12 protein-coding genes and 1 pseudogene are annotated in these 16567 nt (G+C 43.3%); 2 read left to right on the top strand and 11 right to left on the bottom strand.

Annotation, left to right across the window (positions count from 1 at the left end; all coding sequences use genetic code 11):
- Nucleotides 1-107: 107 nt before the first annotated feature.
- The 7 genes from AK822_RS07220 to yghU form a co-directional block, all read right to left on the bottom strand.
- Nucleotides 108-2189 carry a caprolactamase subunit alpha gene (locus AK822_RS07220; protein WP_060491108.1) on the bottom strand — a complete coding sequence of 694 codons (2082 nt, stop codon included), beginning with the start codon at nt 2187-2189 and terminating at the stop codon, nt 108-110.
- A gap of 49 nt (nt 2190-2238) precedes the next feature.
- Nucleotides 2239-4002, bottom strand: a complete 1764-nt coding sequence (locus tag AK822_RS07215; protein WP_060491107.1) for a caprolactamase subunit beta — start codon at nt 4000-4002, stop codon at nt 2239-2241.
- 354 nt (nt 4003-4356) lie between these two features.
- Nucleotides 4357-4905 carry a peroxiredoxin-like family protein gene (locus tag AK822_RS07210; RefSeq protein ID WP_060491106.1) on the bottom strand — a complete coding sequence of 183 codons (549 nt, stop codon included), beginning with the start codon at nt 4903-4905 and terminating at the stop codon, nt 4357-4359.
- Between the two features lie 299 nt (nt 4906-5204).
- On the bottom strand, nt 5205-6449 hold the full coding sequence (locus tag AK822_RS07205; RefSeq protein WP_060491105.1) for a DUF819 family protein: 1245 nt from the start codon (nt 6447-6449) through the stop codon (nt 5205-5207).
- 176 nt (nt 6450-6625) lie between these two features.
- A complete protein-coding gene (locus tag AK822_RS07200; protein WP_060491104.1) occupies nt 6626-8293 on the bottom strand; it encodes a DEAD/DEAH box helicase CsdA in 1668 nt (555 codons plus the stop codon).
- A gap of 583 nt (nt 8294-8876) precedes the next feature.
- A complete protein-coding gene (locus AK822_RS07195; protein WP_228138980.1) occupies nt 8877-10148 on the bottom strand; it encodes a DUF1176 domain-containing protein in 1272 nt (423 codons plus the stop codon).
- A 362-nt stretch (nt 10149-10510) separates the two neighbouring features.
- Complete coding sequence (gene yghU, locus AK822_RS07190) at nt 10511-11365, bottom strand: glutathione-dependent disulfide-bond oxidoreductase (RefSeq protein ID WP_060491103.1); 855 nt, start codon at nt 11363-11365, stop codon at nt 10511-10513.
- A gap of 365 nt (nt 11366-11730) precedes the next feature.
- Between yghU and AK822_RS07185 the strand changes: the two genes are divergently transcribed.
- Nucleotides 11731-13107 (top strand): DHA2 family efflux MFS transporter permease subunit, encoded by a 1377-nt coding sequence (locus AK822_RS07185; RefSeq protein ID WP_060491102.1) that lies wholly within the window; start codon nt 11731-11733, stop codon nt 13105-13107.
- A 190-nt stretch (nt 13108-13297) separates the two neighbouring features.
- Here the strand turns inward: AK822_RS07185 and bfr (AK822_RS07180) are convergent, their stop codons facing one another.
- The 3 genes from bfr (AK822_RS07180) to AK822_RS07170 all read right to left on the bottom strand — a co-directional run bounded on the left by bfr (AK822_RS07180) (nt 13298) and on the right by AK822_RS07170 (nt 14962).
- Nucleotides 13298-13777: a bacterioferritin gene (gene bfr, locus AK822_RS07180; RefSeq protein WP_045447317.1), complete on the bottom strand. Its 480-nt coding sequence runs from the start codon at nt 13775-13777 to the stop codon at nt 13298-13300.
- A gap of 67 nt (nt 13778-13844) precedes the next feature.
- Nucleotides 13845-14333, bottom strand: coding sequence for a bacterioferritin (gene bfr, locus AK822_RS07175; RefSeq protein WP_045456174.1), 489 nt, complete (start codon nt 14331-14333; stop codon nt 13845-13847).
- Between the two features lie 437 nt (nt 14334-14770).
- Nucleotides 14771-14962 carry a (2Fe-2S)-binding protein gene (locus AK822_RS07170; RefSeq protein WP_045447323.1) on the bottom strand — a complete coding sequence of 64 codons (192 nt, stop codon included), beginning with the start codon at nt 14960-14962 and terminating at the stop codon, nt 14771-14773.
- A gap of 364 nt (nt 14963-15326) precedes the next feature.
- On the opposite strand from AK822_RS07170, the gene AK822_RS07165 reads away from it, so the two are divergent.
- On the top strand, nt 15327-15656 hold the full coding sequence (locus tag AK822_RS07165; RefSeq protein WP_045456178.1) for an ArsR/SmtB family transcription factor: 330 nt from the start codon (nt 15327-15329) through the stop codon (nt 15654-15656).
- Nucleotides 15657-15808: 152 nt separating this feature from the next.
- Here the strand turns inward: AK822_RS07165 and AK822_RS07160 are convergent.
- Nucleotides 15809-16528, bottom strand: a pseudogene (locus tag AK822_RS07160) (sulfate/molybdate ABC transporter ATP-binding protein); the annotation flags it as partial.
- Nucleotides 16529-16567 lie beyond the last annotated feature (39 nt).

Here is a 16567-nt window from a genome sequence, read left to right as displayed (position 1 = left end):
ATCCTCTTTTATATCATAAAATAAAAAAGGCTTCAGGCATTAAGTGCTCTTTAATGCCTAAAGCCTTGAGTTGATTTTGCTTTATAACCTGCTTTTATAGACTTGCTTTATGCTGCTCGCGTCAGCTTATAAGTGCCAGTCTCATGCAGCTCTGCTTGCCAGCCATTTTTAATGACCACGGTAGTGGTTGGCTCTTGAATGAGCGCAGGACCTGTGACTACAGCACCAGCACCGAATTTATCACCGTCATAGATAGGCGTATCAATCCAGTCATAGGACTGATCAAACAGCATCTTACGGCTACCCGTTTTAGCATTACTGATATCCCCTTGCTGTGCCACAAGGCTCGGTAGTTTTGGTTTGCTTATTTTACCAATTACTGATACCTCAATGTTGACCAGCTCGACGTGACTATCACGCTCATCATAAGTATAAAGCTCACGATGGCGATGATGGAATAACTCTAAGATGGTATTCACACTTTTAGCATCGAGCTTACCATTCGGTATCAGCACGTTACATTCGTGCACCTGACCAACATAGCGCATCTCCATAGTACGTTCGATGGTGATATCTTCATCTGTAAAGCCATCTTCTAGCAGTTTTTGGACACCCTGCGCTTCAAGCTCTTGTAGCTTAGCATTGAGTGATTGTAATTCTACATCTGGTGCGAGAATCATCATTTGTGTCGCTAAGTAGTTATACTTGATATCAGAGATAATCTGACCAAAGGCACAGAGACAAGATGCGATTTTAGGAATTAAAACCGTCCCAATGCCCATCTCCTCGGCCAGAGCAATAATATGCATGCCAGCTGCTCCGCCTGCGCAGACTAGCGCAAAATCCCGAGGGTCATAGCCTTTTTCGATAGTAATACGACGAATGGCATTAGACATGTTTTGGTTAACGATAGCACTGATACCAAATGCAGCGTGATCTAACTCGATGTTTAGGAGGTCAGCGATGTGTGTTTGCACCGCTTGTACTGCTTTGTCTTTGTCTAAGGTCACACTACCGCCTAACACAGCATTCGGCTGTAGATAGCCCAATACTAAGTTTGCGTCTGTGACGGTTGGCAAGTCACCACCTTTACCATAACATGCCGGTCCAGGAGTCGCGCCAGCACTCTGAGGGCCAACCTCTAGCATACCAAAGGTATTAACATGCCCAATAGAGCCACCGCCCGCCCCTAATGTCTCTACATGAATCATAGGCACGCCAATACGATTACGTAAGAAATCAATATCGCGGTTGAGGCTGGTTCTGCCTGCCTTCGCCATGGTGATGTCAAAAGAAGTACCGCCCATATCGACCGTGATAATATCATTAATCCCAAAAGGACTGGCAATATACAGGCCTGCTTGCGGTGCTGATGCTGGTCCTGAGTTAATGGCATTGACCGCACGCTCTCGCATGATACTACCAACTGCAAGCCCGCCATTAGATTGAAAATAACGTACGGGCTGCTCAGCGCCTAATGCCTTAAAGTAATCGTCAATCTTATGGACATAAGATGCCATTACTGGGCTCAAATAGGCATTCACTAGCGTCGTTGAGGTACGCGTATATTCTTTAATCTGTGGATATACGTCACTACCACAGCAGACGAACACCCCTGGCATATGCTCTTCAACCAGCTCTTTGGCGCGCTGCTCATGCTGAGTATTACGAATAGACCAGACAAAGGAGATAGCAACAGCCTGAATGTCTTTTTCCTTAAGTGCTTTTATCGCATCGAGTACGTCTTGCTCATTTAGCGGCTCGTGTTCAGTACCATCAGCTAAGATACGACCACGGATAGGAAAGCGACGATCACGGGTGGCAATTTGCGGTGCTGGCGGATAGCTGGCATCATAGCGATGCCCTTCTTCTTTATGCCCTAAGCGTATCTCGATACTGTCCTCATGGCCCTTAGTACATAATAGCCCGACTTTCACACCAGTCATCTGAATAAGAGCGTTTAGCGCAACAGTCGTACCATTAATACATAGGTCGCATGCTTGGATAATCTCTTCAATAGGACGGTTAAACTGCGTGGCGATTTGCTGTAAACCATTAGCAATAGCTAAGGTGCCATCTTCGGGAGTAGAAGGTGCTTTAAACAGATGTACATGGCCACTTCTTTCTGCCAGTACAAAGTCAGTAAACGTCCCGCCAGCATCGACTCCAATACGGAAATCATTTTTCATAAGTTATCCTTAACTCAAATTATTTAATATCATCAGTTAGTTTTGGGTTTTATGCCGTCAGCTTACGACGTAAAGCATTTGTCTCTGCTTCATTGACCGCCAGCGTTTGTGGGTCAATAACCACACCATACTCAGTCTTAGCCGCTGCTACTGATATGATTCTTTCTTCTACATCTTTTAATACTGCGGGTACCGACCGTGCAAACGAGCTGCCATAGCCGCCACCGCCAGGATTGGTATTACGCGCACGGTCACCCGGTTGAATTTCAGTCATTATATTTTGCTTGTGCAAATCAGTGACGCCATCTTTATGGATAATCTCTAAGCGCCCTAATTTCAGCTCAGGTGATATTTGCTCCGCTCCTGCAGCCCCCATCGTTGGATGCTCACGACCTTCCCCAAACGCCACTACCGTCATCTCATGATCTAACGGCTCAACTTCCCATACGGTGCCGCAACCGCCTCGATACTCACCAGCGCCGCCACTGTCTTCTGCCAAGCCATACTTATGAATTAAGATAGGATACTGATACTCTAACAATTCAATATCACCAGAGCTTAGCGCGCCGAAGCAACATAATGGACCGCAAGCATGCCAGCCGTCCATCTGCTGAGTCGCGCCAGCACCAGAGATAATCGAGGCCAAAATCATAGTGACGTATTGCTCACCCGTTTTTGGGTCAATACCTGAGATGTTGATACCAGAAGCATGACCCCAAGAGGCAATCACACGATCTGGCGCTGCATCTTCAAAAGCCATACGCACAGCATCTGTTAAGGTTTCCATCGGTGTGGTAGTACAATTCACATGAGGGGCAGGTTCTTTGGCATTACATAGCGTGCCATGCTCGCCCAAGTCTACCGTGACACAGCGGTATAAACCTTCGTTGTACGGTGGGTCTACTTGGGCAAACATCATCAGTCCAAGTAGTACACCAGACATCGAGTTGCCTGCATAGGAGTTAATGAAGTAAGGGACTTGCGGCGGACTGGTGATCTTGATATGCACATCACTGTCTTTAATCTCAATATCAGCGCTAATGGTCAAATCACCTAAACCGTGACCTGAATCTTCTAATACTGCTTCGCCATGATACTGGCCATCTGGAATAGATGAAATTAATGAGCGCATATGGGTATCAGCCATATTCTTTAGCTCTTCGATCGCCGCACGGACGGTCTCTACGCCATACTTGTCTAGCAACGCAATCATGTTGCGCTCACCAACCGCACAAGCACCATACTGAGCATTAAGGTCGCCTTCTTGGTTACGACGAGAGCGCATATTACTATGAATTAAATTAATGACATCACGACGTCTAACGCCTTTTTCCCATATTTTGATAGGCGGAATGCGAAACCCTTCGGCGTATATCTCTTTAGCGTCTGGATTATATCCTGCCGGTACTGGACCACCGATATCAGTGACGTGACCTTTGCACACCGTCCAAAATACCAACTCGCCTTTATAAAACACTGGCTTATACATACAGCAATCTAGGATATGACTGCCCATCATCACGGGATCGTTGTGATAAATAACTTCTCCTTCATGAATATCATCACCATAATATTCAGCAACAGCTTTCATGGCTGGCATGAGTGAGCCTAAATGAATAGGAATATCCTGACCCTGCAAAATCATCTCAGGCAAATGATCAAATAAGGCATTACTATAATCGTGAGCTAAGTTAAAGACACTAGAGCGTGCGGTTTTTTCTAAGGTTGTCGTCATCTCGCGCTGCGCCGTTTCTAAGGCACCACGTACGACGGACAAGGTAATAGGATCAATTGAAGTGTGAGCTTTGCTCATGTGAGACTCCCTGTCTAGAAATTTATATCAGAAGATATGAGTGGCTCTGTAAAATATAGCGCCCAATGTGGTCGTTAATACTTAACAATTACACTCATTCTTTATATGGCTGTCATCCATCCTAATGACGAAGCTTTTTTACTATAGCGGGGTTTTTGGCAAATTAATTGACTGACAGTGCAGAGTTTTTGACTGTGAGTGCACACGTGTATGAATAAGTCTTTTGGAGAGAATGTTAACGATAAAGAGCGTTTGCAATAAAAAAGACAATGCATCGGTTATGATGCACTGCCCTATGAATTTACGTCTTTGACTATTTATTAGTTTAGTAATGCCGTCGTCAATAATACAGTCTTAAGCATAATCGTGTGTACCACGAATAGGATAGTTGTTTTCTGGATTTCTGATAAAGGCCAGACCATTTGCCAAGGCTTCCAGCTCAGGTCTAGTAAAAGGAGCGTTGGAGATATCTACAATCTGAATCTTTCCTTCTGTATTGATAACAAACAAGCCGGGCTCTGCAAATGGATGATCGGTTTCTTTCTCTGAACGTGGGTCAGAGATATAAAGACCTAGCATTTTCATTTGTTCAACGGTCAGATCATAGGCGATAGGAAAGCTCACATTTATTTTTTCCAAATGACTTGCTACCTGCTCGTTGCTGTCACCTGAAACAGCGATGACGTCGACACCCGTTTCATTAAATGCCGATTTTAATGTTTCTAACTGATTGAGGTATTTGGTGCAAATGGGACAGTGTTGACCTCGGTAAACAACCACCATTTTCCAGTCATGACCATTTTCGGGCTTGCCCAATAGCATCATGCCACCATTATAAGCTGGTACTTCGATAGTAGGAAATGTTGCACCAGCAATGATTTTTGGGTTGTAGTTTGCTTGCATTGTTTTATCCTTATAGTTTTGGGTTAAAAATATTTAATATCAAATTTGAGTGTTTGCTCAATTTCGTATGTATTGATACTACAAGTAAAAAGCCGACGGTGAAGTCGGCTTTTTGTTATTAAATTGGTGTAAATTGAAAGTTTTTATCTCTGTAGAGATATGATGGATCAACATAGTTGTTTATCAACTAATACTAACCAGTCCGACTCATATGAATATGCTGGCAATTAACAGCGCAGACTAGTTAGCGTTATTACAGAAGCGTTTGGCGTTACCAATGCTGAGCATTATATTCGCGCTCACCCTACTACCAAGCGCATCAATTGGGTACTAATATAGCCACCGAAAGTGCCTACCGCATAGCCCAGAATGCCCAAAAACACCCCAACTGGCGCGAGTGATGGGTGAAACGCCGTTGCGACAATGGGGGCCGATGATGCACCGCCAGTATTGGCATTGGAGCCGACTGCCAAAAAGAAAAACGGCGCACGAATTATCCTAGCCACAGCAAAGATAATGACAACGTGAATGCTCATCCATAATAAACCAATAAGGAGCAGTCGCCATTGCGAAACGATACCCGCAAGATTGATTTGCATACCAATAGCAGCAATCAAGATGAAGATAAAGACAGTACCTATTTTGGAAGCGCCAACATGATCGAGTCTGCGTACTTTAGTGAAAGAAAAAATCACACCGATTAACGTGATAATCACCACCATCCAAAAGAACGAGCTGGCAAAGCTATATTGTACTGCCCAGCTATAGGGCGCAAAAAACCCTGCAATTTGACCACCAATAAAGTGTGCGACACCCACCATAGCAAAGCATAAGCCAAACATCACCATCAAGTCATTTAAAGTGGCTGGACGAGCATTGTCACGCTCATAATTCTCAACCGCCTTAATCACTTTATCAATACTACTGGTGTCTGCCCTCAATAGCCGATCTATCTTATCGCTATGCTTCGCCAATACCAAGATAGCCAATAACCATAATGAAGCATTGGTGGTATCGACCAAAATCATCATCCCAAATAAATCATCACTGACGCCAAATAGCTCCTTCATCGCTGCTTGATTTGCCGCACCGCCGATCCAACTACCCGCCACCGCCGAAAACCCACGCCATAGCGTGTCATCGGTAAACATCTCAGGCGATACCCATTTAGCGACACCTAAGCTAATTGGTCCACTAATAATAATCGCGATACTAGCAGCAAAAAACATGGCGATGGCTTTCCAGCCTAGCCCCAATATCTTCGGTACATCCATCGACAAGGTCATTAACAGCAAACTTGCTGGCAACAGATACGTGGCGGTAAAGCCATAAATCTGTGAGCCAATACCGTCAGCAAAAACACCTAAACTATTAAGCGTCGCAGGTATAAAGCAGCACAGCACGATACCCGGCAATACCGCATAAAAGCGCTGCCAGAATTTACCGGGTAATCCTTGGGTATAAAAAACCAAACCGATAATGGCCATAATGATGCCAAAGGCCAATGGCAGGCTATCAATGGTTAAATGAGAAATATCGGGCATCAAATAGCTCCGCAGCACACGATGAATAAAAGCTTGTTAGTATAGACAAGGCGAAAAAAACGCGCAAGCAGCGATCGAATAAACACAAAAAAGCCAGATAACGAGTATCTGGCTTTTTTAGTGCTATCTTTAGGCGATCAAGTAATTAATAATTTTAATCACCAAATATAACAGTATTACGAGTTGTTACCACGGTTGCCGCCGTTTGGACGACCTTGACCACGGCTGTCAGAACGACCTGCTGGGCGACCTTGGCTGCCACTTGGACGACCACGACCTGTTGCAGCACGCTCACCACGTGGAACGCCAGTGCTATCGCCGCGGCTAGGAGCACCAGTGCGCTTGCCTTGATACGGCTTGCCACCTGAACGCTCATTTGACTTGCCTGACGTGTCACGTGGCTTACCTTGATAACCGCTGTCATTGCTAGCGCGTTGACCAGTTGAAGCGCTGTCGCTTGAACGACCGCGAGCATTAGCAGGATTACCTTGATAACCACCGCTCGAGCGACCACGGCCTTGACCATTACCACCGCCGCCGTTTGAACGACCACGACCGCGACCACGACCATTACCTTTATTTTCGCTAGGTACATAAGTCTTCTTAGGCTCCATGCCTTCGATGATACATACTTCCATTTTGCGATCTAAATAACGGTTGATAGCGTTTAGCTGTGGACGATCATCCATGCTACACAAGCTGATAGCGATACCAGTACGACCAGCACGACCACAACGACCGATACGATGGACGTAATCTTCAGTTTGGCGTGGAAGATCATAGTTAATAACGTGCGAGATAGCTGGGATATCTAGACCACGAGCAGCAACGTCAGTCGCTACTAAGATTTTAACTTTACCATTACGCAAGTCTTGAACGATACGGTTACGCTTGCTTTGTGGCAAATCACCATGTAGGAAGCTGGCTTTATGACCCGCTTCTTGTAGCTGTTTGGCCAGTTTTTCAGTGCTACGTTTGGTAGCAGCAAAGATAATGATCTGTTCCATATCTTGCTGGCAAACGATTTTGTCAAGTAAGCGGTTTTTGTGATCGAAATCATCACAGTAGTACACTTTTTCTTCGATGTGTGCAGATTCTACTTTGATTGATACACGCTCAGGGTTCTTAGTGAAGCTGGCAGCGATTTTACCTACTGGGCCATCCCAAGTTGCAGAACACATAATCGTTTGACGATCAATTGGTGCAGCACGAAGGATGTCACTGATATCATCAGCAAAACCCATGTCTAGCATACGGTCAGCTTCATCAAGTACCAAAATTTCTAAGCTTGATAAGTCAACACGACCAGCATTGATATGGTCAAGTAGACGACCTGGGGTGGCAACGATAACTTGAACGCCTTTTTTCAACGCAGTGATCTGACCATTGTATGGTGCGCCGCCCACTAAAGGTACGCAGAATAGACCACGCATGTCTTTAGAATAAGTACGTACGCTATCATGTACTTGCTGAGCAAGTTCACGCGTTGGCGTTAAGATAAGAGCTTTAGTTAATTTATCAAAGCTAGTGGCACGGCTTAAACGGTCAAGTACAGGGATAACGAATGCCGCCGTTTTACCACTACCGGTTTGCGCAGACAATAATAAGTCGCGACCGGCTAGTGCAAAAGGAATGGCTTGTGCTTGAATAGGTGTTGGATTGGTATAACCACTGCGATCAAGCGCAGTCAAAATCGGCTTGGCAATGTCTAGTTCAGCAAAGGTAATTTGATCTTCATCAGTCGCGTCAGTAGTAGCCGCTTGATTATTAGTATCAGTATTTGGAGTGTCAGTGTTTTCGATGATGCCGTTTTCAGCGGCGATTGCAGATAAAATATCAGTCATGAGAATCCTTGGTAAGTATAAGTTGCTGTAAATTCAGCAAGCTTGATGCATACCACTGATAACCGTTCACCACGCTGCCTTTATTAAAGAATTACCGGACCACATGTAAGTGTCGATAATCAGAAGCCAAGTCAATAAAGCTTAGAGCCTCTACAATAAATGCGTTCGTGCTGTCTGACGTATTTTGGTGGTAGTGCCGAGTGTCTCATCCTTGTTTGATATAAGCGTATTATTAATGCTTTGTCCAAAGCAAATAATCGCGAATAACAACCAATTTAAACCATATTTATGGTTCGGTAGATAAGATATGAGTCAAAAATAACTGCTATTTTCATGACAGGTTATTCAAGTACACAAAATCATCGGCAACAATTACTTATGGTCATCCTAGACCCAAAATCGCAGGCGATGTTATCAATCTCATAATTCACGAAAGCCTAAGCTAACGTGGCGACGCAGTATAGCACAATAAAATATTATATGTAGCTATTTATTAAATTTCTCGGTAAATAAAGCAAATTTGCTTATAGAAGTACGCGTTCAATATGCTGAGTAATAAGACAATCAGCAGTATTATTGGCGGCTATCGCACCATTTTAACTTCGGTGACATACGTCGGCAATTGCCAAGCACCGCCCGCTTCAATCATACGGCAAAGCCCTGTGGTGCTTTCATGGCTTTTTTCAAATGCCTTGCCTGTCCATACCCAATCAGTCTTGGTTAAACAATCACCGATGCCGCGACCTTTTTGTACGGAAGTGATTTTACCCTTATCATAGCCAGTGGCGTTGGTGGTTACCAATGTTGGTTTATAAGGTTTACTGTCATTGATGACCCAGATGCCTGCACCAGTATTATAAGCACCTGTCCAGCAGTCATGTTGTGCCAAGAGCTGTGAGCCATTCAGTCGGCTCACACGCCATGGTGATTTATCTGATAGATTGGGACAGTCACTATCCGCATCTTTCATCGTACTTTTCATCAGCGCCGCTAGCTGCGACGATTTCATCACAAACTTTCTATTGTCACTAGCGACGGCTTTCGGATTGGGCGCCACAAAGCGCAGTTTTGGTGCAGGTTTAGCTGGCAATACAGTGCTATTTGATTTGGCGGCACCATCAGTATTGATAAAGGCAGATGACGTCCCTACTCGACCTTGGGCTTCATCTGCTTTGAGCATGACAGCGCTAGCCCCTTTATCAGACAGTTGCCAGCGTGAGTTACGTAGCACTAGCTCAATTTTGCTTGACTTAGTCAGCGCCTCTAGTAGCGCTGTGACTTGTGTTGGGGTCAGATCAGCATTACCTGCTGCAGTTGAAAACGGCTTGGTTTCGCCATAGTCTCTACCATTGATGAAAAGCGATATACGATGACGATTGCCAAGTTGCATCAAGGCTTTAGATGAGCTTTCTTTAGCACCGCCCAACTTTACTTTGCCATCCACACCAGCATTTGCGCCTGCACGGCGTATGAGCAATACCGATATAGGAAATTCGCTATTGTTTTCTGCTTGATAGCCTGCCAGCCGGCATGTACGAGTATTGTCGCAGACTACCTGCCAGTCTTGATTGGTAAATTCAACGCCATTGCTGGCCATCGTCGCTGTACTAAATAAAGCTGCGCTGATAGCAGCAAACATAGGTAATCGTATTTTATTTTTTATCATCAATAAGAGTATCTTTTTTATTTTTTTAGGATGGGTGGTTAAGTTGGCTTTATATTGCAATATTGAGTATCGATTAGCATCTATCTGTTGATCGTTATGAATGGCGCTGAGTTTAGTATTAATAACTTTTAATTCGCTAGCCATCGCCTGTCGTGAGAAGTTGATCCGTTTACGGTCATCATCCTTCATAATCATTATCCATCAATATAGTCAATCTTATTTCAATCAGATATGTTGTCTGACTTACTCAGTCTATTATAATAAGTGGCTCTATTCGCCTTGCTGGTATCCCAATAATATTAAACCAATCAAAGAAGCAGTATAAATACCCGCTTATTAAGGTGTTATCTGCTTGAGGTACTCAAGCTATCTTAACGTACTAAGGTTTCTATCTGTTGTACTAATGTATCATTGTGTAAACAGGTAAGTATATCTCTATTTTAATATAACCATATATGAATATAGAATAGCAAGATGTCGGATAAAATCAAGGCTGATAAGCAAATAGCCTATCAGCCTTGATTTTATTAATGCGTCTGTTATCGATAGGTTTAGTCAATAGGCTTTAATGACAGGTCTACGGCACGCTTAACGGCTGGACGTTCAGCAATTGCCTGTGCCCAGCGCTTCACATGCTTGTAGCCATCAACTTGTAGGAACTCGGCGGCATCATAGAGCTTTCCAAGCACCAATTGTCCATACCATGCCCAAATAATCATATCCGCAATATTATAATCGGCTTCGTTATTGCCACACATATATGTGCTGTCTTTTAGATGGGTATCCAGCACATCGAGCTGGCGTTTGGTTTCCATGGTATAGCGGTTGATCGGGTACTCTAGCGGTTCAGGTGCATAAGCATAAAAATGTCCGAAGCCGCCACCTAAGAACGGCGCACTGCCCATCTGCCACATGACCCAAGACAAACACTCTGCCCGTGCTTTGCCAAGTGATAAAGGCATAAATTGGTCAAATTTTTCTGCCAGATACATCAAGATAGCGCCAGACTCAAAGAGCGCTATCGGCTCGCCAGCTATATCAGCAGAATGATCAACCAAGGCTGGAATTTTTGAGTTAGGGTTTATGGCTACAAAGCCAGAACCAAACTGCTCTCCTTGAGAGATATCAATTTTATAGGCATCATATTCAGCACCTTTAACACCAATCTCGGCAAGCTCTTCTAACAGTATATTAACCTTGACGCCATTTGGCGTATTCAACGAGTACAGCTGTAATGGCGCATCGCCTACTGGCAGCGCTTTCTCATAGCGCGCACCCGCTGTTGGGCGATTGATACTGGCAAATTTTCCACCGTTTTCTTTGTCCTGCGTCCAAACCTTTGGCGGGACATATTTATCGTTTTGCCCATTGGTATGATTGCAAGCTTTGTTATTTTCCTGACTCATAATATATCCTCAGTTTATCTTTATCGTATTGTTGATGCTTCTACTTATATCGTCGGTAGTCAATCCAATTCAATATCATATGATTGAAATGGATTGAAATTAACTATACTGCTTATCTATTGATTTAAGTCGTTAGCGAGGGTTTACTATAACGATAACCAACCCTGATATTAAAGTCCTCTCTTGTAAGCAGTATTAATATTATTACCTCTAAACACAGAATTCTATAACCTCAACCGCCAGCCGTTACTTTGATTCCCTTTTATTATGATTGAGTCTTTCTTATACTACTCGGTTGGTATAGCGAATTAGTCGTCAATAGACTATTTTGTTCATTTTATGATGGGATATCTAATGAGATTTACATGGTAACGCTAACCCCGACACAAGATAAATACTTGCCCTATGTGCTAGCGGTGGCGCTATTTATGCAAATTTTGGATGCCACCATATTAAATACCTCATTACCGCAGATGGCACAGGCGCTGGGTGAGTCTCCATTAAAAATGCAGTGGGCGGTGATCAGTTATGCGCTAACTTTGGCCATATTTATTCCTATCAGTGGTTTTTTGGCGGATAAATACGGCACGCGCCGAGTATTTTTGTCAGCAATTATTATCTTTTGTATTGGCTCACTGCTATGTGCTGCGTCACCAACGTTGGATTTTTTGATTGGTTCACGGGTTATACAAGGTATTGGCGGGGCAATGATGACGCCTGTGGCTCGCTTAATTTTGGTCAAATCCTACCCACGCAATAAGCTGCTGACTGTCATGAACTTTGCGGTAATTCCTGCTTTGGTAGCACCGCTAGTAGGACCGGTCTTAGGTGGCTATATCGTACAATATACCAGTTGGCATTGGATATTTTTGATCAATATACCGATGGGTATTTTTGGTTTTATCATGGGCAAAAAACTGGTTCCCGCACTATTTGAGGATACCAAGCGGCTTGATTGGGCAGGATTTTTATTGTTTGCGGCAGCGGCTTGTGGGTTTACGCTTGCTGTAGAGTTCGGCTCACAGACTGGTCGAGGATTTTATGGGTTGCTGCTGAGTTTGGTGGCCAGTTTATTGATAGGCGCTTATATCTGGCACGCCAAGCGTCGTCAAGCACCGTTGTTCCCCTTGAGTTTGTTTGACATTCGCACCTTTCGTATTGGCATCACTGGTAACTTATTTACCAGATTAGGCATCAGCGCCGTACCGTTTTTGCTGCCGCTGTTGCTGCAAGTGGTGTTTGAATACTCACCGTCGCAGGCAGGTTGGCTACTCGCGCCCATCGCAGTTGGTGCTATCGGGATTAAACCCTGGGTCAGTAAAATTATTCAGCGTTATACTTATCGCAAAGTACTGGTCTTCAACACGTTTTTGATGGGCACGCTCATCATTGTGTTGGCACAGTTTACCGATGCCTCACAGTGGTTATGGTTTATCCCTATTTTGACCATAATGGGCGCTTGTAATTCTATGCAATTCAGCGCGATGAATACGATTACTATTGGTGATTTGCAAGGTATTCAAACCAGTAGCGGCAATAGCTTAATGGCGGTCAATCAGCAGTTAGCGATTAGTTTCGGTATTGCTTTTGGGGCAGCGGTACTGACGCTGTTACGTGAACGCCTACAAATGGATACGCTGACAGCGTTTCAAACCACCTATTGGATACTTGGGATCTTAACCATTCTCTCGGGGCTGTACTTCTTACGACTTAAGCCCGAAGATGGGCGCGGCTTATACTGAGCCGCTGATATTTGGATTTTGAATAAAGAGTTTGAAAAATATTGATTAAGCGTTGATTTTGTCAGCAGTGCAGATAGCACGCGTTGTCAAATATGAGACACAAAAATGCCAGCATATGAGTGATTATAAACCACACGACACGCTGGCATTTTTAGAGCATAGTACGATTCATTGTATCAACAATGAACCATTAAGGCGCGTCATCATCCATTTGTGATTGGATATAGCGCTCAACCCCAATGCTTTCGATCAAGTCTTCTTGCGTCTCTAACCAGTCTTGATACTCTTCATTACCATCTTTTAGCGTCACCAATAGCTGGCGCGACACATAGTCAGACTTTGTTTCACATAGAGTAATGGCATCGGTAATGATCTCGAACTTTTGTTTTTCTAAGCGCAAGTTGCATTCGATAATCTCTGGCACATCTTCACCGATGAACATCTTGCCATAATCTTGCAAATTTGGTAAACCGCCTAGCAATAAAATCCGGGCAATCAGCTCATCAGACCATTTCATCTCAGCGATGGATTGTTTGTAGAAACTTTCATTAAGGGCTTCTAATCCCCAATGGCGCGCAATGCGCGCATGTAAAAAGTACTGGTTGATGGCAATCAGTGACTGTCCGAGCACTTTATTTAAAGCGCGAATAACCTCTTTATCCCCTTTCATTATTTCTCTCCCTTTCATGTCGTTATTTATGCTAAATACTATGGTTATTGTTCATATCTTCGTGACATTAAACAAGATTGGGAGTGACTTCAGCCATTTGGCTTTGCAGATAATTGGGCAGACTGATCATATCAATTAAGCGCAATTGTTGCTCAAGCCAATGCGCATGATCTTCTTCAGTGTCTTTTAACTGTTCTACCAACATCTCACGCGTGACATAATCGCGCTCTGCTTCACAGAGAGCAATACCATCTTTTAAGTGCTGTTGTACTTGATACTCTAGCTCAAGGTCAAGTTGCAGCATTTCAGGAACTGTCGCGCCGATATTGATGGCATTTACCGTCATTTTCGGCGTGCCGCTCAGCATTAGGATACGGCGAATAATAGATTGGGCATGTAGCGTCTCATCTGCCATCTCATGATGGATACGATCGTACAATTTGCCATAATGCCACTCAGCATACATTTCTGAGTGAATAAAATACTGGTCACGGGCAGCAAGCTCACCGCCTAACAAAAAATTCAAATAATCAATGACTTTTGGGCTACCTATCATAACCTATACTCCCCTATTTATATTTTACAGATCACCTTACATTCATAATTACCCATATAAGGATAGTACTATTGGTAAACTGATCAGTAAAGATCAAAATCAACAAAACGTCTTACAACGTGAGACAGATATAGTAGCATATAGGCGCTATACAGCTTGTAATGTTATGAACTAAGAATAAGATGCTAATTGAGAATCATAATTAGCTAGCTTTAGTAATCACTGATTTATCGCAACAATGGCTGCTAATGATGCTCAATATCATTGAAGTAGGTGTATGAGTAAAGTTATACGGACGCTCGCAACTTACCCTTTATGTATAATGACTAAAGGATAAGTGCGGAATATTGAATGTATTGTGGTATCGAGGCGTACTAGTGATATTGGTGTAATGAGGTAATGAACAGCTGGGTAGTAAATCTCTGGTTTGATAACGCTTAAACAGCGTAAGCCAAGACATCGAGTCTAGCATGATGCTCATCTAGGTAATCGTTAACCATCGGTTCGCAGCAGCCACAGCAAGTCGCAACATCGAGGGTATCTTTTAGACCGTCAAGGGTATCGATACCTGAAGCAATGGCTGCTTTGATTTGCTTTTCTTTTACGTCATTACAGATGCATACGTACATGGTCTGGCTCCTCTGAATACCGCTATTCGGTAACTGCTTTTATTGCTCATAAATTTAGTGCATTGATGATAAACATGGTGAATAGAGTGTTTGTCTTGATATTCACGGTCATTTTTATGGCTTGATGTATAATAACGATAACTATTATCATTTGCAATAGCATTTGATATATTATTGGTATAAAAGTAGAATTATATTGCACGCAGTTAATTGATGTAAGTGAATATAAGCTTGCGTGTAACCGAATATGATGAAAGGTAGTAAATTAACGACGAACTGTAATTTAGCCCATTTTTTAATCGATTTTGTAGATAACTGCTGTTATATTGAACCCCTATTAACAAAGCCCAATTGGAATTGTTCTATGTCTGATAATAATTTTACGATACGACCTATCGAGTTATTTAAAGTCTTATCTGACCCGACGCGCTTAAAAATATTTCAAATTCTATTTAACAAAGAATCGCGCTGTGTTGGTGAGTTGGTAGAAATACTAGATCAACCACAGCCAACAATATCGCGTCATTTGAACCATTTAAAGAAACTCGGCATTTTAAGCTGTGTTCGCGACGGTACGTGGATGTGGTATGAAGTCGCTGACGACTTGCCAGAATGGTGCCAAGAGATTTTGGATATTACTTATAAACAAATATCTAGCAAAGATATCGATATGTCCAAGCCTGCTGAGATATGATGACTATCTAGCATTATTGCTATCAACATTTGATCTCAATAACGCTAGATACCAAATGAAATTGAGACCTGCTTTAACCCATAAAAAAAGACCTATTTATTGTAGGTCTTTTTTTATGGGTGATAATAGAAGAACTGCACCAAATTTTACTATGCTAAGTCTAAAAAATCACTAATAAACGCATTGGCTGGTTGGTGTATCAGCTCCTCCGATGTGCCTACCTGCTCTACCCGCCCTTGATTCATGACCACGATCTCATCTGAGACGGCGCGGGCTTCTTCTTGATCGTGAGTGACCATGATACTGGTAATACCAAGCTCATGGTGGATGTTCTTTAACCACGTGCGCAGCTCTTTACGTACCTTGGCATCGAGTGCACCAAAAGGCTCATCGAGCAACAATAATTTTGGCTTCACTGCTAAGGCGCGTGCCAGCGCAATCCGCTGACGCTGACCGCCTGATAATTGATGCGGATAAGCATTGGCCACTTGTGGCAGCTGCACCAAGTCTAATAGCTCGGCAACGCGCTTATTGATATCTGCCTTACTTGGCCGCTCATTCTTTGGTAACAAGGTCAGTCCAAAGGCGACATTATCGGCGATATTTTTATGACGAAACAATGCGTAATGCTGAAACATAAAGCCAATATGGCGCTTTTGCACTGGCGTATTGGTCACATCCATCTCATCAAACAATATCTGCCCTGAGTCAGCATATTCTAAGCCGGCGATAATGCGTAGCAACGTCGTTTTGCCACAGCCTGATGGTCCTAGCAAAGTGGTCAGCTTGCCAGTCGGCACGGTGATATTGATATTATCTAAGGCGGTAAACTGACCGAATTTTTTATTAACGTTGCGAATCTCGATGCTCATAATGGGTTCTCTTATTATATCTTTGGTATCGTGGCAGAT

The organism is Psychrobacter sp. P11F6, from assembly GCF_001435295.1.
Taxonomy (GTDB): Bacteria; Pseudomonadota; Gammaproteobacteria; order Pseudomonadales; family Moraxellaceae; genus Psychrobacter.
This window is presented reverse-complemented; position numbering and strand designations above follow the sequence as displayed.